This window comes from Pseudomonas laurentiana, from assembly GCF_014648275.1.
Taxonomy (GTDB): Bacteria; Pseudomonadota; Gammaproteobacteria; order Pseudomonadales; family Pseudomonadaceae; genus Aquipseudomonas; species Aquipseudomonas laurentiana.
In genome coordinates this window covers 108,509-128,912 of the sequence record NZ_BMQU01000011.1, presented here as the reverse complement: position 1 = coordinate 128,912, position 20,404 = coordinate 108,509, and the positions used below count along the sequence as shown (strand labels likewise).

Annotated in this window: 18 protein-coding genes; 2 read left to right on the top strand and 16 right to left on the bottom strand. The window is 58.7% G+C overall.

Going from position 1 to position 20,404, the window contains the following annotated elements:
• Positions 1–24: 24 nt before the first annotated feature.
• Positions 25–348 (top strand): ferredoxin FdxA, encoded by a 324-nt coding sequence (fdxA, locus tag IE038_RS13435; RefSeq protein ID WP_163939625.1) that lies wholly within the window; start codon positions 25–27, stop codon positions 346–348.
• Between the two features lie 513 nt (positions 349–861).
• Here the strand turns inward: fdxA and rpoS are convergent.
• The 8 genes from rpoS to IE038_RS13395 all read right to left on the bottom strand — a co-directional run bounded on the left by rpoS (position 862) and on the right by IE038_RS13395 (position 7,991).
• On the bottom strand, positions 862–1,869 hold the full coding sequence (gene rpoS / locus IE038_RS13430; RefSeq protein ID WP_189395764.1) for an RNA polymerase sigma factor RpoS: 1,008 nt from the start codon (positions 1,867–1,869) through the stop codon (positions 862–864).
• A 107-nt stretch (positions 1,870–1,976) separates the two neighbouring features.
• Positions 1,977–2,834 (bottom strand): peptidoglycan DD-metalloendopeptidase family protein, encoded by an 858-nt coding sequence (locus IE038_RS13425; protein ID WP_163939863.1) that lies wholly within the window; start codon positions 2,832–2,834, stop codon positions 1,977–1,979.
• Positions 2,835–3,012: 178 nt separating this feature from the next.
• Positions 3,013–3,651 (bottom strand): protein-L-isoaspartate(D-aspartate) O-methyltransferase, encoded by a 639-nt coding sequence (locus IE038_RS13420; RefSeq protein ID WP_189395779.1) that lies wholly within the window; start codon positions 3,649–3,651, stop codon positions 3,013–3,015.
• A gap of 35 nt (positions 3,652–3,686) precedes the next feature.
• Positions 3,687–4,436, bottom strand: coding sequence for a 5'/3'-nucleotidase SurE (gene surE / locus IE038_RS13415; protein ID WP_163937989.1), 750 nt, complete (start codon positions 4,434–4,436; stop codon positions 3,687–3,689).
• The gene (truD, locus tag IE038_RS13410; protein WP_163937992.1) at positions 4,424–5,482 is read right to left on the bottom strand and encodes a tRNA pseudouridine(13) synthase TruD; all 1,059 of its coding nucleotides are present in this window, start codon (positions 5,480–5,482) and stop codon (positions 4,424–4,426) included. The genes surE and truD overlap by 13 nt, the downstream gene beginning before the upstream one ends.
• Complete coding sequence (gene ispF / locus IE038_RS13405; protein ID WP_163937995.1) at positions 5,479–5,952, bottom strand: 2-C-methyl-D-erythritol 2,4-cyclodiphosphate synthase; 474 nt, start codon at positions 5,950–5,952, stop codon at positions 5,479–5,481. Before ispF ends, truD begins: the two co-directional genes overlap by 4 nt.
• Positions 5,953–6,027: 75 nt before the next feature.
• Entirely contained in the window at positions 6,028–6,870 is an 843-nt protein-coding gene (gene fghA / locus IE038_RS13400) for an S-formylglutathione hydrolase (protein WP_163937998.1), read from the bottom strand.
• Positions 6,871–6,878: 8 nt separating this feature from the next.
• Positions 6,879–7,991: an S-(hydroxymethyl)glutathione dehydrogenase/class III alcohol dehydrogenase gene (locus IE038_RS13395; RefSeq protein ID WP_163938001.1), complete on the bottom strand. Its 1,113-nt coding sequence runs from the start codon at positions 7,989–7,991 to the stop codon at positions 6,879–6,881.
• 110 nt (positions 7,992–8,101) lie between these two features.
• On the opposite strand from IE038_RS13395, the gene IE038_RS13390 reads away from it, so the two are divergent.
• Positions 8,102–9,013, top strand: coding sequence for a LysR substrate-binding domain-containing protein (locus tag IE038_RS13390; RefSeq protein ID WP_163938004.1), 912 nt, complete (start codon positions 8,102–8,104; stop codon positions 9,011–9,013).
• A 7-nt stretch (positions 9,014–9,020) separates the two neighbouring features.
• Here the strand turns inward: IE038_RS13390 and ispD are convergent, their stop codons facing one another.
• From ispD to dnaE, 8 genes are all read right to left on the bottom strand, one after another.
• Positions 9,021–9,728: a 2-C-methyl-D-erythritol 4-phosphate cytidylyltransferase gene (gene ispD, locus IE038_RS13385; RefSeq protein ID WP_189395763.1), complete on the bottom strand. Its 708-nt coding sequence runs from the start codon at positions 9,726–9,728 to the stop codon at positions 9,021–9,023.
• Complete coding sequence (ftsB, locus tag IE038_RS13380; RefSeq protein ID WP_099773735.1) at positions 9,725–10,003, bottom strand: cell division protein FtsB; 279 nt, start codon at positions 10,001–10,003, stop codon at positions 9,725–9,727. The genes ispD and ftsB overlap by 4 nt, the downstream gene beginning before the upstream one ends.
• A gap of 159 nt (positions 10,004–10,162) precedes the next feature.
• Positions 10,163–11,452, bottom strand: coding sequence for a phosphopyruvate hydratase (eno, locus tag IE038_RS13375; RefSeq protein ID WP_163938007.1), 1,290 nt, complete (start codon positions 11,450–11,452; stop codon positions 10,163–10,165).
• 159 nt (positions 11,453–11,611) lie between these two features.
• Positions 11,612–12,457 carry a 3-deoxy-8-phosphooctulonate synthase gene (kdsA, locus tag IE038_RS13370; RefSeq protein WP_163938010.1) on the bottom strand — a complete coding sequence of 282 codons (846 nt, stop codon included), beginning with the start codon at positions 12,455–12,457 and terminating at the stop codon, positions 11,612–11,614.
• A 3-nt stretch (positions 12,458–12,460) separates the two neighbouring features.
• Entirely contained in the window at positions 12,461–14,089 is a 1,629-nt protein-coding gene (gene pyrG / locus IE038_RS13365; RefSeq protein ID WP_099773732.1) for a CTP synthase, read from the bottom strand.
• 271 nt (positions 14,090–14,360) lie between these two features.
• A complete protein-coding gene (tilS, locus tag IE038_RS13360) occupies positions 14,361–15,668 on the bottom strand; it encodes a tRNA lysidine(34) synthetase TilS (protein WP_189395762.1) in 1,308 nt (435 codons plus the stop codon).
• Between the two features lie 102 nt (positions 15,669–15,770).
• Complete coding sequence (gene accA, locus IE038_RS13355; protein ID WP_099773730.1) at positions 15,771–16,718, bottom strand: acetyl-CoA carboxylase carboxyl transferase subunit alpha; 948 nt, start codon at positions 16,716–16,718, stop codon at positions 15,771–15,773.
• 98 nt (positions 16,719–16,816) lie between these two features.
• The gene (dnaE, locus tag IE038_RS13350) at positions 16,817–20,338 is read right to left on the bottom strand and encodes a DNA polymerase III subunit alpha (protein WP_189395761.1); all 3,522 of its coding nucleotides are present in this window, start codon (positions 20,336–20,338) and stop codon (positions 16,817–16,819) included.
• Between the last annotated feature and the right edge of the window lie 66 nt (positions 20,339–20,404).

The following is a 20,404-nucleotide window of genomic DNA, read 5'->3' as shown; positions in this document are numbered from 1 at the left end:
CGTCGCCTGAGGAGAAAATTAGAAATGACCTTCGTCGTCACCGACAACTGCATCAAGTGCAAGTACACCGACTGCGTAGAAGTCTGTCCGGTGGACTGCTTCTACGAAGGCCCGAACTTCCTGGTCATTCACCCGGATGAGTGCATCGACTGTGCACTGTGCGAGCCTGAATGCCCGGCACAAGCCATTTTCTCTGAGGACGAAGTGCCTGAGGATATGCAGGAGTTCATCCAACTGAACGTTGAGCTGGCTGAGATCTGGCCAAACATCACCGAGAAGAAAGAAGCACTGCCCGATGCCGAGGAATTCGACGGCGTCAAAGGCAAGATCAAGGATCTGGAGCGCTAAACGCTCTCGCTCTATGCAAAAGGCCCCTACAGGGGCCTTTTTCTTTTTTGCGGACAAAAAAAGGGGCGGTTTAACCCGCCCACATTTTTTCCGTAGTCCCTTTATTCCTTTTCATCATCCTGATGAATCGCATCCTGCGATGTCCTTGACCCTCATCCTTGAAGGCCTGTGTCCAAATCCGTGGACACAGGGAAGATAGTAATCGCTGGGGCGCCCGGAGCAACTGGCAAAACCTCTCAAAAAAAGACTTAAGGGTTGTCCAAGCAAAAATAAAATTCCTTATTTATCAATAAGATAAATAAAAGCCGACTGAGAAATCGACAACCATTTACTCGCGCCTACAGCTTTAACTTACGCACACTGTAAGCGATCACTTACAACAACACGCACAGTACCAACACACTGGTAGGCTCTGGCTCATACCAACATGTTTCAACGCTGAGCAGCCCTGTGTTATCCCAACACGAACAAAAACGCCCCGAACCAGTCGGGGCGTTTTTCAATGCATCACACTTACTGGAACAGCGACTCACTGGACAGACCATTTTTCTCCAGGATCTCGCGCAAGCGCTTCAACCCCTCAACCTGGATCTGACGAACCCGCTCACGGGTCAGGCCAATCTCCAGGCCGACATCTTCAAGGGTACTGCTCTCGTGACCACGCAAGCCAAAACGGCGAATCACTACTTCACGTTGCTTGTCAGTCAACTCACTGAGCCACTGATCGATACTCTGGGACAAATCGTCATCCTGAAGCAGCTCACAGGGGTCGGTAGGTCGATCGTCAGTCAGCGTATCAAGCAGGGTCTTGTCGGAATCAGGCCCCAGCGAAACATCCACCGAGGACACTCGCTCGTTAAGGCCAAGCATGCGCTTGACCTCTCCAACGGGTTTCTCCAGCAAGCCGGCAATCTCTTCCGGCGACGGTTCGTGATCGAGCTTCTGGGTTAGCTCCCGAGCGGCACGCAGGTAGACGTTCAGTTCCTTGACCACGTGAATCGGCAAGCGAATGGTACGGGTCTGGTTCATGATCGCCCGTTCGATGGTCTGCCGGATCCACCAGGTGGCGTAGGTAGAGAAACGGAAACCACGTTCAGGGTCGAACTTCTCGACAGCACGGATCAAACCCAGGTTGCCTTCCTCGATGAGGTCAAGCAGCGAAAGCCCCCGATTGACATAACGCCGGGCGATTTTTACCACCAGACGCAGGTTGCTTTCGATCATGCGCTTACGCCCGGCAGGGTCACCACTTTGCGACAGACGTGCAAAATGAACTTCTTCCTCGGGCGAAAGCAGGGGTGAGAATCCGATTTCATTCAGGTAAAGCTGAGTAGCATCAAGTGCTCGGGTGTAGTCGATGTACTTGTGCTGTTTGAGAGACGTTCCTTGTTTAGCTTTGGTCCGAACCGAAGATACAGCAGGTTCGTCTGACACCACATCCGTTTCCAAAACGATACCGGTCTCCATCAGGAGGACCTCATCGTCGATGTCAAACTCCGGCACTTCTTTACTGAGAGCCATTGTTATAATCCTTTGCTGAGTTCGAACTCAGACTCGAGCGTCACCTCATCCTTGGCAGCGCTGGAGCCTGTCCCCACTACGCGAAGGAACAGGCAAGGCACAATAGGTCAACGACGCGGCAGGAATTGCAACGGATCTACAGGTTTCCCCTGACGGCGAATCTCAAAATGAAGCTTGACCCGGTCAGTACCCGTGGACCCCATTTCGGCAATTGTCTGCCCTGCCTTGACCTGCTGCCCCTCCCGAACCAACAGCCTACGGTTATGACCGTAAGCACTGACGTAGGTATCGCTGTGCTTGATGATTACTAACTCACCGTAGCCCCGCAAGCCACTTCCGGCGTACACCACCGAACCATCAGACGCAGCAAAAACAGGCTGTCCCAAATCACCGGCGATATCAATGCCTTTATTCAAACTACCGTTTGAAGCAAATTTTCCAATCAACACGCCGTTTGCTGGCCATGCCCAACCGCCAACTGCACGCTCCGATGCCGGCACCTGGACAGGCGCAGGCGTGCTACTGGCAACGTTCGATTGCGTGCTGGTGGATGGTGCCGGGGTACCCACCGGACGGCGCGTAACCGTAGTCTTGCTTGACGACGACGAACTGCTGACCACTGTCTGGGATGCCGAACCCGAGGCACCACCGGAACGGCCATCAAACCGAATCGTCTGCCCAGGGCGAATGGTATAGGGCGGCGCGATACTGTTGCGCGCGGCCAACGCCTTGTAGTCCCAACCATAACGAAAGGCGATGGAGAACAGTGTATCGCCCGGGCGGACAACATACTGACCAGTGGTCACTACCGGGCGTTTGGGTGCCGCATTATTGCGGTCTACCACGCCAACGCTGCTTGAAGAAGTGCTGGTACAACCCGTAACCAGCGTACCAAAGGCAAGTGCAATCACCAGAAGCCTGAAGCTCGATAGACCCATACGCTGCCGAATGACTGTGTGACTCACCCGCCGCTCCCTCTAATGGTGACCGATAAGAAAAATGAAATAATGTTGCAATTATAACTGAGCGTGCCCCGGTTGCGGCGGACACACACAGCACAAATTTACTCAGAATGTTTGCAACGGACCGGCCAGTAGACTCGAAACCTGCGAGAGAATTCGTTCATGCCGAAAAAAGCCTGGCTCAGGCCACCGGGCCGTTCAGCAATGGCACGAAACGCACCGCCCCCAGCGCACGCTGGGAGAAACCGTTCTCTTCACGAACGATCAACATCAGTTGTTGCAGCTCCCCTGTGGCCCCCACCGGTATCACCATGCGCCCGCCTGGAGCGAGCTGATCAAGCAAGGCTTGCGGAACTTCAGGGGCAACTGCGGTCACAATAATGCCATTGTAAGGCGCCAAGGCTGGCCAGCCTTCACAGCCATCTCCCCAACGGAACACCACGTTACGCAGGTTCAGCTCAAGCAAACGCTCCTTGGCCCGGTCCTGCAGCACCTTGATGCGCTCAACCGAAAATACCCGCTCAACCAGTTGGGACAGAATAGCGGTCTGGTAGCCAGAGCCGGTGCCAATTTCCAGCACTTTGTCCAACGGGCCGGCCTCAAGCAACAACTCACTCATGTGCGCCACAATGAAGGGCTGAGAGATGGTCTGGTTGTTGCCAATCGGCAGCGCGGTGTCCTCATAGGCGCGGTGCGCCAACGCTTCATCGACGAACAGATGACGTGGCGTACGGCGAATGACCTCCAACACCTGCGGGTTGGAGATACCCTCTTCACACAGCCGTTGGATCAGCCGTTCACGGGTCCTCTGAGAGGTCATGCCTATACCGCGGCGCGCCAGATCGTCCTCACGCATCAGAGCACGCCCTCCAGCCAACCATCGAGGTGCTCAAACGCCTCATTGAAGGTGCGATCGAGCTGCAACGGAGTGATCGATACATAACCCTGCATCACCGCGTGGAAATCAGTGCCCGGCCCACCATCCTCCGCATCACCGGCTACCGCGATCCAGTAACCTTCCTTGCCTCGAGGATTGACCACCTTGGTCGGTGCCGCAGCTCGCGCACGATGACCGAGGCGTGTCAGCTGGATACCGCGGATATGCTCCAGCGGCAAGTTCGGAATATTGACGTTGAGCACCGTACGCGCAGGCAGCGTCAAGCGGCTCTGCGCCTCCACCAACCGGCGTGCAATATAGGCTGCCGCGGGAAGATTATCGGGCAGACGTGACAACAGCGAGAATGCGAACGAGGTGCCACCGAGAAAACGCCCTTCCAGGGCTGCGGCGACCGTGCCCGAATACAACACGTCATCGCCCAGATTGGCGCCCAGGTTGATGCCCGAAACCACCATGTCGGGGGTATGCGGCAACAGACCATTAAGGCCCAGGTGCACGCAGTCGGTTGGTGTGCCATTAAGGCTGATGTAACCGTTGGCCAGGGTTTGCGGGTGCAGCGGACGGTCAAGGGTCAATGAGCTGCTCGCGCCGCTTTTGTCTTGATCCGGGGCAATCACCACACAATCGGCATAATCCGCCAACGCAGCATGCAGCGCGGCAAGTCCGGGGGCCGTAACCCCATCATCGTTTGAGATCAGAATACGCATGGGCTGTCCGTCTGCCCTGCCGGCGCCAGATCGATGAGTTCACGCACCACAACGGTGGCGAAACATCCGGCCGGAAGGACGAATTCCAGTTGCAGGATATCAGGCTCGGGATAATGCCACGTCAGACCGCCAATGGGCAGTCGCAGAATGCGTCGCTCATGACTCATACCGGCCTTGCTCAACCATTCGCATAACACGGCCTCTTCTTCACCGATGCGCCGCTCCAACTCACCAACAGCCCCCCCTGTGGCAGAAAGACCCTCGCCCCACAGTGGACCGGTTGGATGCAGGTCAAGAATCGAAAGACGTGGATCTTGGCACTCAGCCTCCCCTGCCGGGAAAAAACTGCGGCTGTCGGTGAAGGCCAGCAAGTCGCCGACCTGCGCCTGGTTCCAGGTGCCGTTGGCAACGCGTGCGGCCAGCACCCGGTTGAACAGGTAGCTACGCGCACTCGAAAGCAGCCGCGAACGCACATTACGTTGCTCCGGCAGTGCCTGACGGGCGGCCCAACCACGGGCATCGACAATGTTCCCACCGTTATGGCCGAAGCGCTGCGTGCCAAAGTAGTTGGGAACACCCTCACTGCGCAAACGCTCCAGGCGGGCCTGAATAGCCACGGGGTCAGCCGACAGTTGAGTCAGGCGCAAGGTGAAGCCGTTGGCCGAGTGCGCACCGCGCTGCAGTTTGCGCTTATGTCGGGCACGCTTGAGGATTCGCAGGGTTTCGTTTTCTGCGGCAGACAGGTCAGGATCGGCTTTGCCCGGCAGGTGCAGGCTGAACCACTGACGCGTCAGGGCCTGACGATCCTTGAGGCCGGCATAACTGATGTTACGCACCGGCACACCGGCTGCACGAGCCAGGCGGCGGGCTGCCTCCTCGGTGTTGAGGTCGCGTTTCTCGACCCACAACCACAGGTGCTCGCCGTCACCGGAGAGGGGTATGTCGAGTACTTCGTCGACCTGAAAATCTTCTGCGGTTGCCTTGAGCACGGCATGCCCCAAGGATGGACCCGATGCGCACGGGCCAAGCAATTCAAGTTCGGTCATGCTGACAGCAACAAGGCAACAGCGTGAACGGCAATGCCTTCTTCACGCCCGGTGAAACCGAGCTTCTCGGTGGTGGTGGCCTTGACGTTGACCTGATCGATATCGACCAGCAGGTCTTGCGCAATCAGGGCGCGCATGGCTTCGATATGGGGCGCCATTTTCGGTGCCTGGGCAACGATGGTTGCGTCGACATTGCCGACCTTCCAACCCTTGGCCTGAACCTTGGCCAGCACATGGCGCAACAGCACGCGGCTGTCTGCACCCTTGAACTGCGGGTCCGTGTCGGGAAAGTGCCGGCCGATATCGCCCAATGCTGCCGCACCAAGCAAGGCATCGCTCAGGGCGTGCAAAAGCACATCGCCATCAGAGTGAGCCAACAGCCCGGAAGAGTGCGCAATGCGCACACCGCCCAAGGTAATAAAATCGCCCTGTGCGAAGCGATGTACATCGTAGCCGTGGCCAATACGCATAGAAAAACGCCCTGATTGAGTCAGGGCGTGATTCTACCTGCTTTACCCGGGCTTGGGCTTGATTTGTCCGAAGCCCTAGCGCAACGCAGCGGCGTGATGACGCAGATGGTCATCGATGAAGCTGGCAATGAAGTAGTAGCTGTGGTCATACCCCGGCTGCAGGCGCAATTCCAGGGGATGACCAGCAACGCGCGCCGCCTGGGCCAGGACTTCCGGCTTCAACTGAGTGACCAGAAAATCGTCGCGATCACCCTGATCAACCAGTAATGGCAGCCGCTCGCTCGCCTCGGCAATCAGGACACTGGCATCCCATTCACGCCAACGCGCACGGTCCTCTCCCAGATAACGGGAAAAGGCCTTCTGCCCCCAAGGGCAATCCATCGGGTTGGTGATCGGGGCAAATGCCGAGACGGAGCGGTAACGACCCGGATTGCGCAAGGCGCAAACCAATGCCCCATGCCCCCCCATGGAGTGACCACTGACACCGCGCTTGTCTGAGGCCGGAAAGTGCGCCTCGACCAGTGCGGGCAGTTCCTCGACGACATAGTCGTGCATGCGGTAGTGCTCTGCCCATGGCCGCTCTGTGGCGTTGAGGTAGAAGCCGGCGCCGAGACCGAAGTCCCAGGCACCTTCCGGATCACCCGGCACCTGGGCACCGCGCGGGCTGGTGTCAGGAGCAACGATGATCAACCCCAGCTCTGCAGCCAGCTTGTGCGCACCGGCTTTCTGCATGAAGTTCTCGTCCGTGCAGGTCAAGCCACTCAGCCAGTACAGTACGGGCAGCTTGCCGCCTTGCTCCGCTTGCGGCGGCAGGTAGACAGCAAAAACCATGTCACACCCCAGCACCTTGGAACGGTGCCGATATCGCTTGTGCCAACCACCGAAGCTCTTTTGGCAGGAAAGGTTTTCCAGGCTCATGGCGGACCTCAGAAATGGATGACGCTGCGAATGCTCTTACCTTCATGCATCAGGTCGAAGGCCTTGTTGATATCTTCAAGCCCCATGGTATGGGTGATGAAGGTATCGAGCGGAATTTCGCCCTTTTCAGCCATCTCGACATAGCTTGGCAGTTCGCTGCGGCCACGTACGCCGCCGAAGGCCGAGCCACGCCACACGCGCCCCGTGACCAGTTGGAACGGACGAGTAGAGATTTCCTGACCGGCACCGGCAACACCAATGATCACCGATTCACCCCACCCCTTGTGGCAACACTCCAGCGCTGCACGCATCAGTTGCACGTTGCCAACGCACTCGAAGGAGAAGTCCACACCACCATCGGTCAGGTCAACGATGACCTCCTGAATCGGGCGGTCGTAGTCTTTCGGGTTGACGCAATCGGTCGCGCCCAATTGACGAGCGATCTCGAACTTGGCCGGGTTGATGTCCACTGCAATGATGCGTGAAGCCTTGGCCTTGACTGCACCGATGATCGCCGACAGGCCGATGCCACCGAGGCCAAAAATCGCGACAGTATCACCTGGCTTGACCTTGGCCGTATTGAGCACTGCACCAATACCGGTAGTGACACCGCAGCCCAGCAGGCAGACTTTTTCCAGCGGCGCTTCTTTCTGGATTTTGGCCACGGAGATTTCCGGCAGTACGGTGTACTCGGAAAAGGTCGAGGTGCCCATGTAGTGGAACAGCTGCTGGCCCTTGTAGGAGAAGCGCGTGGTGCCGTCAGGCATCAGGCCCTTGCCCTGCGTGGCACGAATGGCCTGACAGAGATTGGTCTTGCCGGAGAGGCAGAACTTGCACTTGCCGCACTCTGGGGTATACAGCGGGATCACGTGATCACCCACGGCGACCGAGGTGACACCCTCACCGATGGCTTCGACGATAGCGCCACCTTCATGACCAAGAATCGAGGGGAAGATACCTTCCGGGTCTGCACCGGAAAGGGTGTAGGCGTCCGTATGACAAACACCACTGGCAACAACGCGCAACAGTACTTCGCCCGCCTTGGGCATGGCCACATCGACCTCAACGATCTCCAGCGGTTTCTTGGCCTCGAAGGCGACGGCGGCACGGGACTTGATCATGAATCTTCTCCAGCAAAGAGGTTCGGTTTCCAGCCTTGAAGTGTAATTCATCAACATTTGATGAATAATCCAGTCAAACGCAAAACATTAATGCTGAACAGGGATAATAGATGGCAAGCAGTCACTGGGAAGGCTTCGATGAGTTCGTCGCCGTCGCCGAATCAGGACAGTTCACTGCAGCAGCTGAGCGCCTTGGGGTTTCGTCTTCCCATATCAGCCGCCAAATTGCCCGCCTCGAAGAGCGCCTGCAGACCCGCCTGCTGTATCGCAGCACCCGAAGGGTCAGCCTGACGGAGGCAGGACAGACGTTCCTGCAACATTGCCAGCGTCTGCAAGATGGTCGTGACGAAGCACTGCGGGCCATGGGCGACCTTGGCAGCGAACCCAAGGGGCTGCTGCGCATGACCTGCGCGGTGGCGTACGGCGAACGTTTCATTGTGCCGTTGGTGACCCGGTTCATGGCCCTTTACCCGCAATTGCGGGTGGATATCGAACTGACCAACCGTACACTGGACCTGCTGCATGAGGGCATGGACATGGCCATTCGACTGGGACGCCTGCAGGACTCGCGACTGGTGGCCAGCCGCCTGGCGCCCCGGCGAATGTACCTCTGCGCCTCACCTGCGTATCTGGAGCGCTATGGCCGCCCGCACAGCCTCTCGGAACTGGCGCGACACAACTGCCTGATTGGCAGTTCGGACAACTGGCCGCTGCAACAGGATGGGCGCGAAATTGCACAGCGCGTACAAGGTAACTGGCGCTGTAACAGCGGCCAGGCAGTGCTCGATGCAGCACTGCTAGGCGTCGGCTTGTGCCAACTGCCGGATTACTATGTGCAGGAGCACCTGCGCAGTGGTGCACTGGTATCACTGCTGGAAGCGCACCAGCCACCTAACACCGCTGTATGGGCGCTGTACCCACAACAACGACATCTGTCGCCCAAAGTGCGCCAATTGGTGGACTACTTGCGAGAAGGATTGGCAGGCCTTCCGGAGTACCGAACGCCGCAGGAACCCGCCTGACCGACAATCAGCCGCGCATTGCCCTGCGCTGACGCAGCCACTCAAGGTCTTCCGGGCGGGTGACCTTGATGTTGTCACTGCGCCCCTCGATCAATTTAGGGGCCTGACCAGACCATTCGATGGCAGAAGCCTCATCGGTGATCGCTACATCCGCCACCAGGCTATCGGCCAATGCACGGTGCAGGGCGCCCAGGCGAAACATCTGCGGTGTATAGGCTTGCCAGACCGTGCTGCGGTCAATGGTAGCGGCTACCCGCCCCTGGGCATCAGCACGCTTGAGCGTGTCTCGCGCCGGCACTGCCAGCAACCCACCCACCGGATCATCGGCAAGCTCGGCCAGCAGACGATCCAGGTCCGTGCGCGCCAGGTTCGGTCGCGCCGCATCATGCACCAGCACCCAGTCAGCGTCATCAGCTCCCTGAGCGTGCAGCAGCAACAACGCATTGAGCACCGAATCGGCTCGCTCACGACCACCGGCGGCTCGCCGGATGCGTGGATCGGCCGCGCAACCAAGGCCCGGCCAGTAGGGATCGTCAGCAGCAAGGCTGACCACCACCCCTTTGAGGCAGGGATGGTCAAGAAAACAGTCGAGGCTATGCTCGAGGATTGTCCGGCCACCCAATTGCAGGTACTGCTTGGGACGGTCGGCTGCCATTCGGGCGCCAACGCCCGCAGCAGGGATCACTGCCCAGAAGGCAGGCAGGGACTGGGTCATTGCGGCAACTGGTAGAGGGTTTCGCCCTCTTTGACCATGCCCAATTCGTGGCGCGCCCGTTCTTCGACGGTCTCCATACCTTTTTTCAACTCCAGCACTTCAGCATCGAGCACACGATTACGCTCCAGCAGCCGTTCATTTTCGGCGTGCTGATCAGCGATCTGCTGCTTGAGCTCGGTGACCTGCGCCAGGCTGCCATTACCCACCCACAGACGATACTGCAGGCCGGCAAGCAACAAGAGCAGAACGAGGAACAACCAATAGGGACTGCGCATCGAGGTATCCAGTGGAAAAGACCGCTGCTTGTGCAGGTCGCTGATGGCACGAAGCCTGGCCGAAGCCAGGCTTTGTGGGCAATTGCCTGCAGCAAGCATGTTGCTAACGATCAGTATGACCGATCAGCGGCACACTGCTGTCTTTTTACCATTTCTTGCTTAGCCACGAAACTCGGCACGGCCACGGTATACCGCCTTGGCGCCCAGTTGCTCTTCGATACGCAGCAGTTGGTTGTACTTGGAGACGCGATCGGAACGGCACAGCGAACCGGTCTTGATCTGACCTGCAGCAGTACCGACAGCCAGGTCGGCAATGGTCGAGTCTTCAGTTTCACCGGAGCGGTGCGAAATCACGGCAGTGTAACCGGCAGCCTTGGCCATCTGGATAGCTTCCAGAGTCTCGGTCAGGGTACCGATCTGGTTGAACTTGATCAGGATGGAGTTGGCGATCTTCTTGTCGATGCCTTCCTTCAGGATCTTGGTGTTGGTAACGAACAGGTCATCACCGACCAGTTGTACCTTCTCGCCAATCTTGTCGGTCAGGGCTTTCCAGCCAGCCCAGTCGGACTCGTCCATGCCGTCTTCGATGGAGATGATCGGGAAGCGCTCGGTCAGGCCTTTCAGGTAGTCGGCGAAACCGTTGGCATCGAACGTCTTGCCTTCACCCGACAGGTCGTACTTGCCGTCTTCAAAGAACTCGCTGGAAGCGCAGTCCAGCGCCAGGGTCACGTCGGTGCCCAGTTTGTAGCCAGCATTGGCCACAGCTTCGGCGATGGCCGACAGTGCATCTTCGTTGGACGCCAGGTTCGGCGCGAAACCACCTTCGTCACCTACTGCAGTGTTCAGGCCACGGGCCTTCAGAACGGCTTTGAGGTGGTGGAAGATCTCGGTGCCCATGCGCAGAGCGTCGGAGAAGGTCTTGGCGCCAACCGGCTGAACCATGAACTCCTGGATGTCGACGTTGTTATCCGCGTGCTCGCCACCGTTGATGATGTTCATCATTGGCACAGGCATCGAGTACTGGCCTGGGGTGCCGTTCAGGTTGGCGATGTGCGCGTACAGCGGCAGATCCTGGTCCTGAGCAGCGGCCTTGGCGGCAGCCAGGGAGACAGCCAGGATGGCGTTGGCGCCCAGCTTGGCCTTGTTCTCGGTACCGTCCAGCTCGATCATGGCGTGGTCGAGGGCTTTCTGGTCGATTGGGTCTTTGCCCAGCAGCAGGTCGCGGATCGGGCCGTTGATGTTGGCAACGGCTTTCAGTACGCCCTTGCCCATGTAACGGCTCTTGTCGCCATCACGCAGCTCGAGCGCTTCACGCGAGCCAGTGGAAGCACCGGACGGCGCACAGGCACTGCCGATGATGCCGTTGTCGAGCAGTACATCCGCTTCGACGGTGGGGTTGCCACGCGAATCGAGAACTTCACGACCTTTGATGTCGACGATCTTTGCCATTGTTGTAAGCACTCCAAAATTGACGAAAACAACGCAGCTGAGAAAAATCTTTGCCCGCCGCCAGGCAAGGAAAAACAGGCAAGGCAAGCCTGGCGGGGATAGAACCCTGACCGGTTGGTCAGGGGTTGAGCGTGCGGTACTTTACCGGAGAAATGAGGATTACGCGGTTTCTACCGTCGGAAAACTCTTAACCAGGTCATCCAATTGCTTGAGCTGGGCCAGGAATGGCTCCAGTTTGTCCAGGCGCAGGGCGCATGGACCATCGCACTTGGCGTTGTCCGGGTCCGGATGGGCCTCCAGGAACAGACCCGCCAGGCCTTGGCTGATGCCAGCCTTGGCGAGATCGGTTACCTGGGCACGACGACCACCAGCCGAATCGGCACGGCCGCCCGGCATTTGCAGGGCGTGGGTGACGTCGAAAAACACCGGGTATTCAAACTGCTTCATGATACCGAAGCCCAGCATGTCCACCACGAGGTTGTTGTAGCCGAAGCTGGAACCACGCTCGCAGAGGATCAACTGATCGTTACCGGCCTCCTCGCACTTGGTCAGGATGTGCTTCATCTCCTGCGGTGCGAGGAACTGGGCTTTCTTGATATTGATCACAGCGCCGGTCTTGGCCATGGCCACGACCAGGTCGGTCTGACGCGACAGGAAGGCCGGCAACTGGATGATGTCGCAGACCTTGGCGACCGCAGCCGCCTGCGCCGGCTCATGCACGTCAGTGATGACGGGCACGCCGAACGCTTTCTTCACGTCCTCGAAAATCCGCATGCCCTCTTCCAGGCCCGGCCCACGATACGAATTGATCGAGGAGCGGTTGGCCTTGTCGAAGCTGGCCTTGAACACGTAAGGGATACCGAGCTTCTCGGTCACCCGCACGTATTCTTCGCAGACCTTGAGCGCCAGGTCACGACTTTCCAGTACGTTCATGCCACCGAACAGCACCATTGGCTTGTCGTTGGCGATCTCGATGTTACCGACGCGAATGATCTTCTGGGTCATGGATCAGCCTTTGTTCCGTTGTGCCAGGGCCGCTTTCACGAAACCACTGAACAGCGGGTGGCCATCACGTGGCGTGGAAGTGAACTCCGGGTGGAACTGGCAAGCGACGAACCACGGATGATCCTTGGCCTCGACAACTTCAACCAGTGCGCCGTCGCCGGAACGACCGGAAACCTTCAGGCCGGCTTCGATCAACTGTGGCAACAGGTTGTTGTTCACTTCATAGCGGTGGCGATGACGCTCGACGATGACGTCCTTGCCATAGCAGTCATGAACCTTGGAGCCGCCCTCCAGCTGGCACTCTTGAGCGCCGAGGCGCATGGTGCCACCCAGATCGGAGGTTTCGGTACGGGTTTCGACTGCGCCGGTAGCGTCAGCCCACTCGGTGATCAAGCCTACAACCGGGTGACCGCTGTTGCGATCGAACTCGGTGGAGTTGGCGTCTTTCCAGCCCATGACGTTACGCGCGAACTCGATCACGGCAACCTGCATGCCCAGGCAGATACCCAGGTAAGGCACCTTGTTCTCACGGGCGTATTGAACGGCAGTGATCTTGCCTTCGACACCGCGCAGACCGAAACCACCGGGTACCAGAATGGCGTCGGCACCTTCGAGCAGGCCAGTGCCCTGGTTCTCGATGTCTTCGGAGTCGATGTAACGCAAGTTGACCTTGGTGCGATTCTGGATGCCAGCGTGGCTCATCGCTTCGATCAGCGACTTGTACGCGTCCAGCAGTTCCATGTACTTGCCGACCATGGCGATGGTGACTTCATGCTCAGGGTTGAGCTTGGCGTCGACGACCTTTTCCCACTCGGACAAGTCGGCACCGTTGCACTGCAGGCCGAAACGCTCGACGACGAAATCGTCCAGGCCCTGGGCGTGCAATACGGCCGGGATCTTGTAGATGGTGTCGACGTCTTCCAGGGAGATCACCGCACGCTCTTCAACGTTGGTGAACAGGGCAATCTTGCGGCGGGAAGACACATCGACCGGGTGGTCGGAGCGGCAAATCAGCACGTCTGGCTGCAGGCCAATGGAGCGCAGCTCCTTGACCGAATGCTGAGTCGGCTTGGTTTTGGTCTCACCTGCAGTGGCGATGTATGGAACCAGCGTCAGGTGCATCAGCATCGCACGCTTGGAGCCTACTTCAACACGCAGTTGACGGATCGCTTCGAGGAACGGTTGCGACTCAATGTCACCCACGGTACCGCCGATTTCCACCAGGGCCACGTCGGCATCGCCAGCACCCTTGATGATGCGGCGCTTGATCTCGTCGGTGATGTGCGGAATGACCTGGATGGTCGCGCCCAGATAATCACCACGGCGCTCTTTGCGCAGCACGTGCTCGTAGACACGTCCTGTGGTGAAGTTGTTGTTCTGGGTCATGGTGGTGCGGATGAACCGCTCATAGTGGCCCAGGTCCAGGTCGGTCTCGGCGCCGTCGTGGGTAACGAACACTTCACCGTGCTGGAACGGGCTCATGGTGCCCGGGTCGACGTTGATGTACGGGTCCAGCTTGAGCATGGTGACCTTGAGCCCCCGCGCCTCCAGGATGGCCGCCAATGAAGCCGAGGCAATGCCTTTCCCCAATGAAGAAACAACACCGCCCGTGACGAATATGTAGCGCGTCATGAAAAACCCTAGAAGTCTGCGTTAAAGCGGTCTGCGCCGCCGGGGAAAGCGAAGGAAGGCCGAAGCCCCCGATCACCTGCGTCAATCACAGTGCATCTTAAAAAACTGCCGCGTCTGGACAGACCGGGGGTAAAAAACCCGGTACGGAGCTCGCTAAACATTTTTAGAATCGCCCAGCAAAAAACTGCTTGGTAATCGGCAACTGCCGTGATTTCGATGAAGTCACAGAAGCTGTATCAAGAAGGGAGCGTAGTCTACCCGAAACTGCCCCTCATCTCAAACCTTGCTCGTTCGTCGGTACTGACCAGTGCAATTGCCACCCATCCTGCGCCAGCGACGGCAGGTTCGCTACCGCCAACAAGCGATCACCGGCAAACAGTAATGGTAGCCGGGCACGCACGAACAGCGGCAGATGTCGCTCATTAAGCAAGCGCTTGAGATCGCGCTGACCGCGCCCCGGCACATGAAGCGTTTCACCGCCCTGACGATAGCGAATCTGCAATACGCCCTGCGGCGCGTCACCGCTTATCCGGACACAGCCATTATCGATCAACGCCAGTGGGCGGCCAGGATCACTCCAGGACTGACTCGGTGGCTGCGGTTTCAGCCAGTCACCCGCCAACCACCAGATGCGCTCACCACACCGGTGCAACTCACCATCAGTGAGGCGCCACAGGGCACGACTACCCTCGGTTGCATCGCGTAGATCTTCCCAGCCAGCCCAGTGCCGGCTGTCGGGTAAACGGGTGTACCCGGCCAACCAGCACTGTAACGCGTTGCGCTGGCGTGCTGGGGAAAGCGCCCTGAGTGCCGGCAAATCCAGCGAAGGCAATGCCAACCATTCAAAGCCACTGTCAGTGCGCGCCTGAGCCAGGTCCTGCTGCGCCAGCTCCTCGAGCAGCACCCGGGCCTCTTCGAGGTGAACAGCGCTACGTGCAAGGCTAAGTGCCGCCTGAGGCCAGCGCCGGGTCAATGCCGGGAACACGTCATGGCGCAAGTAGTTACGCGAGAAGCGACTATCGGTATTGGAGGGATCTTCGACCCACTCCAGCCCCTGCTGCCTCGCATAGCGCTCCAGCTCTTCGCGCCCCACCGCCAAAAGCGGACGCACCAGTTGTCCCGCGCCCAATGGGCGCTGCACCGGAATCGCCGCCAACCCTCGCACACCTGCGCCACGCAGCAACCGAAACAACACCGTTTCAGCCTGATCCTCACGGTGCTGAGCCGTCAACAACACCTCAGCGGGGCGCAATGCTTCGGTAAACGCACGGTAGCGTGCATCCCGTGCGCCCTGCTCCAGGCTCGCACCTGGCGCTACCGTGACATGGATGACCTGAAGCTCAATACCGAGCGCGTCGCAGCGTTGCTGGCAAAGCTGCGGCCAAGCGTCAGCAGCGGCTTGAAGACCGTGATGGATGTGAATAGCACGTAGAGGGGGCAAGGCATGCTGGCGGGACAAGAGCACCAGCAGATGGAGCAGGACGCTGGAGTCCAACCCACCGGATAGCGCCACACACCAGGACGGTGCGCTGCGCCAGGGCGCCAGGCTGGCGAGCAGCCTGGAGGAAAGGTCTGTCATCGGTGCACCTCGTCAGCGAGCGCGCTGCGCTCGATCACCGATATGCCAAGCCCCAACAAAGGAGCCTGGCACACCTGCAAGCGGGGCACCGATGCCTTCAGATCAGAGCCCGTAGCTCATCAGACGGTCGTAGCGACGCTTAAGCAGCGCGTCGTTGTCGAACTTCTTCAGCATGTCCAGTTGCTCAAGCAACTCACCACGGATCGAGGCGGCGGCGGCTGCCGGATCACGGTGCGCACCACCCAGAGGCTCGGCGATGACCTTGTCGACAATACCCAGGCCTTTCAGACGCTCAGCCGTAATGCCCATGGCCTCGGCAGCGTCAGCAGCCTTCTCGGAGGTTTTCCAGAGAATCGACGCACAACCTTCCGGCGAAATCACCGAATAGGTGGAGTACTGCAGCATGTTCAGTTGATCGCAGACACCAATGGCCAGCGCGCCACCGGAACCACCCTCACCGATAACGGTAGCGATGATCGGGGTCTTCAGGCGAGCCATGACCCGCAGGTTCCAGGCAATGGCTTCACTTTGGTTGCGTTCTTCTGCGTCGATACCTGGGTAAGCACCCGGAGTGTCGATGAAGGTCAGGATCGGCATCTTGAAACGCTCGGCCATTTCCATCAGGCGGCAGGCCTTGCGGTAGCCTTCAGGACGCGGCATACCGAAGTTGCGGCGAACTTTCTCGCGCACTTCGCGGCCTTTCTGATGGCCGATGACCATGACTGGCCGACCGTCCAGGCGCGCGACACCGCCAACGATAGCGGCGTCGTCGGAGAAGTGACGATCACCGTGCAGTTCGTCGAACTCGGTGAAAATGTGTTCGATGTAGTCCAGGGTGTAAGGACGACGCGGATGACGAGCCATTCGTGCAATCTGCCAACTGGTCAGATTGTTGAAAATGCTGGCAGTCAGGGCGCTGCTCTTGTCCTGCAGGCGCGAAATTTCCTCGCCAATGTTCAACGAGTTGTCGTTACCAACCAGGCGCAGCTCTTCGATCTTGGCTTGCAGGTCAGCAATCGGCTGTTCGAAATCCAGAAAATTCGGGTTCATAGGCTTCCGTCTTGGGTCGACGGCCAGGCGGCCGGCCGGTTGATCCGTTTGGCGCCCTACCTTAAGGGATCGGGCGCATTCAGGTCGAGATTAAAAATTCATCGATATTGCAAAAAGACGTTCTCACGTCCGAACTGGTCACGCAGTGCCTGGATCAGGCCATCGGCCGGATCGATACGCCAACCCTCGCCGAACTGCAACAAGGCCTTGGCATCGGTTCCGGTGTACTCCAATGTGATCGGGCAAGCGCCACGATGACGCTTGAACAGCTCACCCAACCAGCTCAACCGATCACCTTTGAGCGCATCACTACGCACCTTCAGGCGCAGGCTCTCGGCCAGGTTGGTGCGCGCATCCTCCATACTCATGACGCGCTTGACCCGCAGGCGCAAGCCGCCGGAGAAGTCATCGTTACTGACTTCACCTTCAACCACCACCATGGCGTCGGTCTGCAGCAATGCCTGAGCAGAATGGAATGCGTCGGCGAACAAGGACGCCTCGATCCGTCCAGAACGGTCATCGAGGGTCACAAAGCCCATCTTGTCGCCTTTCTTGTTCTTCATCACCCGCAGGGCAATGATCATCCCCGCCACTGTCTGGGTATCGCGAGCCGGCTTGAGATCAATGATTCGCTGACGGGCAAAACGACGGATCTCACCTTCATACTCGTCGATCGGGTGCCCGGTCAGGTAGAGGCCAAGGGTATCTTTTTCCCCCCGCAGCCGCTCCTTGAGCGTGAGTTCCCGAGCTTTGCGGTGGTTGGCATAAACGTCAGCGTTTTCCTCGACGAACAGCCCACCAAACAGGTCCGCGTGGCCGCTGTCGTGGGTACGGGCGGTCTGCTCTGCCGACTTGATGGCCTCTTCCATGGCCGACAGCAATACCGCACGGTTGCGATCGATGTTGGCCTGGTAGGCCTTGAGCTCATCATGGAAAAACGGCCCCAGGCGGTCCAGCGCCCCGCTGCGAACCAATGCGTCGAGGGTCCGCTTGTTGATGCGTTTGAGATCGACACGCTCGCAAAAGTCGAACAGATCCTTGAACGGCCCCTCGGCACGCGCCTCGACAATGGCCTCTACCGGTCCTTCACCAACACCCTTGATCGCGCCCAGGCCATAGACAATGCGGCCGTCGTCATTGACCGTGAACTTGAAGTCGGAAGTGTTCACGTCCGGCGCATCCAGGCGCAGCTTCATGCTGCGTACTTCCTCGATCAGCGTCACCACCTTGTCGGTGTTGTGCATATCCGCGGAAAGCACGGCCGCCATGAACGGTGCCGGATAGTGGGTCTTGAGCCAGGCAGTCTGGTAGGAGACCAGGCCATAGGCCGCCGAGTGCGATTTGTTGAAGCCGTAACCGGCGAACTTTTCCACCAGGTCGAAGATGTTGCCTGCAAGCTCGGCATCGATATTGTTGTTCGCACAACCTTCGATGAAGCCCCCGCGCTGCTTGGCCATCTCCTCGGGTTTCTTTTTACCCATGGCACGACGGAGCATGTCCGCGCCACCGAGGGTGTAACCTGCCATGACCTGGGCAATCTGCATCACCTGTTCCTGATACAGGATGATGCCATAGGTTGGCGCCAGCACCGGCTTCAGGCCTTCGTACTGGTAGTCCGGATGCGGATAGGCCAGCTCGGCACGACCGTGCTTGCGGTTGATGAAGTCATCCACCATGCCCGACTGCAGCGGGCCCGGACGGAACAGCGCCACCAGTGCAATGAGGTCTTCCAGGCAGTCAGGCTTGAGCTTTTTGATCAGCTCTTTCATGCCGCGCGATTCAAGCTGGAAAACCGCCGTGGTTTCGGCTTTTTGCAGCAGCTCGAAGGTTTTTCTGTCGTCGAGCGGGATGAAATCGATATTCAGGTCGTCCAGGCCGCTCTTGGCCTGCTCACGGTTGATCGTCTCCATCGCCCACTTGATGATGGTCAGGGTACGCAAGCCGAGGAAGTCGAACTTCACCAGGCCCGCCGCCTCGACGTCGTCCTTGTCGAACTGGGTCACCAGACCGCCGCCCTCTTCATCACAGGCAATCGGTGAGAAGTCAGTCAGCTTGGTCGGGGCGATGACCACACCACCGGCGTGCTTGCCCGTCCCCCGGGTAACACCCTCCAGCTTCAGGGCCATGTCCCAGATTTCCTGGGCTTCCTCGTCGTTCTTGAGGAAGTCCCGGAGCATCTCCTCCTGCTCGTAGGCTTTCTCAAGGGTCATGCCGACTTCGAACGGGATCATCTTCGACAGCCGGTCCGCAAGGCCATAGGACTTGCCCTGCACACGCGCCACGTCTCGCACCACCGCTTTCGCAGCCATGGTACCGAAGGTGATGATCTGGCTTACCGCATTGCGCCCATAGGCTTCGGCCACATAATCAATCACCCGATCACGACCATCCATGCAGAAGTCGACGTCGAAGTCGGGCATGGAGATCCGTTCAGGGTTGAGGAAACGTTCAAACAGCAGGTCGTAGGCCAACGGATCGAGGTCCGTGATCTTCAGAACATAGGCCACCAGGGAACCCGCACCCGAGCCCCGGCCGGGGCCAACCGGCACGCCGTTGTTCTTGGCCCACTTGATGAAGTCCATAACAATCAGGAAGTAACCCGGGAACCCCATCTGGATGATGATATCCAGTTCGAACTTGAGCCGGTCCAGGTAGGTCTGGCGCTTCGCTTCGTAGTCGGGCGTGGTCTCTTTGGGCCACAACACGGCCAGACGCTCTTCCAGGCCCTCATGTGAGACATGGCGCAGGTAGTCATCAATGGACATGCCGTTGGGCGTCGGGAAGTCCGGCAGGAAGTATTTACCCAACTGCACCTGAATGTTGCAGCGCTTGGCAATTTCAACCGTGTTTTCCAGCGCCTCGGGAAGATCACTGAACAGCTCGGCCATTTCTGCCGGGCTTTTCAGGTATTGCTGATCGCTGTAGTTACGCGAGCGGCGCGGGTCATCCAATGCACGCCCTTCACCGATGCACACACGCGTTTCATGCGCATCGAAGTCGGACTGCTTGATGAAACGTACATCGTTGGTCGCCACCAGCGGCGCGCCAAGCTTGTCAGCCAGGGCCACCGCTGCATGCAGGTATTCTTCATCCCCCGTGCGGTTGGTACGCTGCACTTCCACATAGAAGCGCTCCGGGAACAGGGTCATCCAGTCCCGCAGCAGGGATTCCGCCTCGTCGGGGTTACCGGCGAGCAATGCCATGCCGATATCACCTTCGCGGGCTGCAGAAAGGGCAATCAGCCCTTCGCTGGCCTGGGCAATCCAGTCACGCTCAATGATAACCAGACCATTACGCTGCCCATCCATCCAGCCGCGGGAAATCAGCTCGGTGAGGTTGCGATAACCCTGGGCATCCATCGCCAGAAAGCAGATACGGGCCAACGGTGCGTCCGGGTCCGCGCTTGCCAGCCACAGGTCCGCACCACAGATAGGCTTGATGCCCGCCCCCATGGCCGCCTTGTAGAACTTGACCAACGAACACATGTTGCTCTGGTCCGTGACCGCAACTGCCGGCATGTTCATCCCGGCCAGCGCCTTGACCAGCGGCTTGATGCGCACCAGGCCATCGACCAGCGAGTATTCGGTGTGCAGGCGAAGATGAACGAAGGAAGCCGACATGATGATCCTATAGCAGCGCAAAACAACAAGGCCCGGATTGTACCGGGCCTTGAGCGAAACATCAGC

Bases quoted from the DNA above. Each gene is read 5' to 3' on its own strand.
- fdxA (WP_163939625.1), top strand. From the start codon at position 25: ATGACCTTCGTCGTCACCGACAACTGCATCAAGTGCAAGTACACCGAC.
- rpoS (WP_189395764.1), bottom strand. From the start codon at position 1,869: ATGGCTCTCAGTAAAGAAGTGCCGGAGTTTGACATCGACGATGAGGTC.
- IE038_RS13420 (WP_189395779.1), bottom strand. From the start codon at position 3,651: ATGACCTCTCAGAGGACCCGTGAACGGCTGATCCAACGGCTGTGTGAA.
- surE (WP_163937989.1), bottom strand. From the start codon at position 4,436: ATGCGTATTCTGATCTCAAACGATGATGGGGTTACGGCCCCCGGACTT.
- truD (WP_163937992.1), bottom strand. From the start codon at position 5,482: ATGACCGAACTTGAATTGCTTGGCCCGTGCGCATCGGGTCCATCCTTG.
- ispF (WP_163937995.1), bottom strand. From the start codon at position 5,952: ATGCGTATTGGCCACGGCTACGATGTACATCGCTTCGCACAGGGCGAT.
- fghA (WP_163937998.1), bottom strand. From the start codon at position 6,870: ATGAGCCTGGAAAACCTTTCCTGCCAAAAGAGCTTCGGTGGTTGGCAC.
- IE038_RS13395 (WP_163938001.1), bottom strand. From the start codon at position 7,991: ATGATCAAGTCCCGTGCCGCCGTCGCCTTCGAGGCCAAGAAACCGCTG.
- IE038_RS13390 (WP_163938004.1), top strand. From the start codon at position 8,102: ATGGCAAGCAGTCACTGGGAAGGCTTCGATGAGTTCGTCGCCGTCGCC.
- ispD (WP_189395763.1), bottom strand. From the start codon at position 9,728: ATGACCCAGTCCCTGCCTGCCTTCTGGGCAGTGATCCCTGCTGCGGGC.
- ftsB (WP_099773735.1), bottom strand. From the start codon at position 10,003: ATGCGCAGTCCCTATTGGTTGTTCCTCGTTCTGCTCTTGTTGCTTGCC.
- eno (WP_163938007.1), bottom strand. From the start codon at position 11,452: ATGGCAAAGATCGTCGACATCAAAGGTCGTGAAGTTCTCGATTCGCGT.
- kdsA (WP_163938010.1), bottom strand. From the start codon at position 12,457: ATGACCCAGAAGATCATTCGCGTCGGTAACATCGAGATCGCCAACGAC.
- pyrG (WP_099773732.1), bottom strand. From the start codon at position 14,089: ATGACGCGCTACATATTCGTCACGGGCGGTGTTGTTTCTTCATTGGGG.
- tilS (WP_189395762.1), bottom strand. From the start codon at position 15,668: ATGACAGACCTTTCCTCCAGGCTGCTCGCCAGCCTGGCGCCCTGGCGC.
- accA (WP_099773730.1), bottom strand. From the start codon at position 16,718: ATGAACCCGAATTTTCTGGATTTCGAACAGCCGATTGCTGACCTGCAA.
- dnaE (WP_189395761.1), bottom strand. From the start codon at position 20,338: ATGTCGGCTTCCTTCGTTCATCTTCGCCTGCACACCGAATACTCGCTG.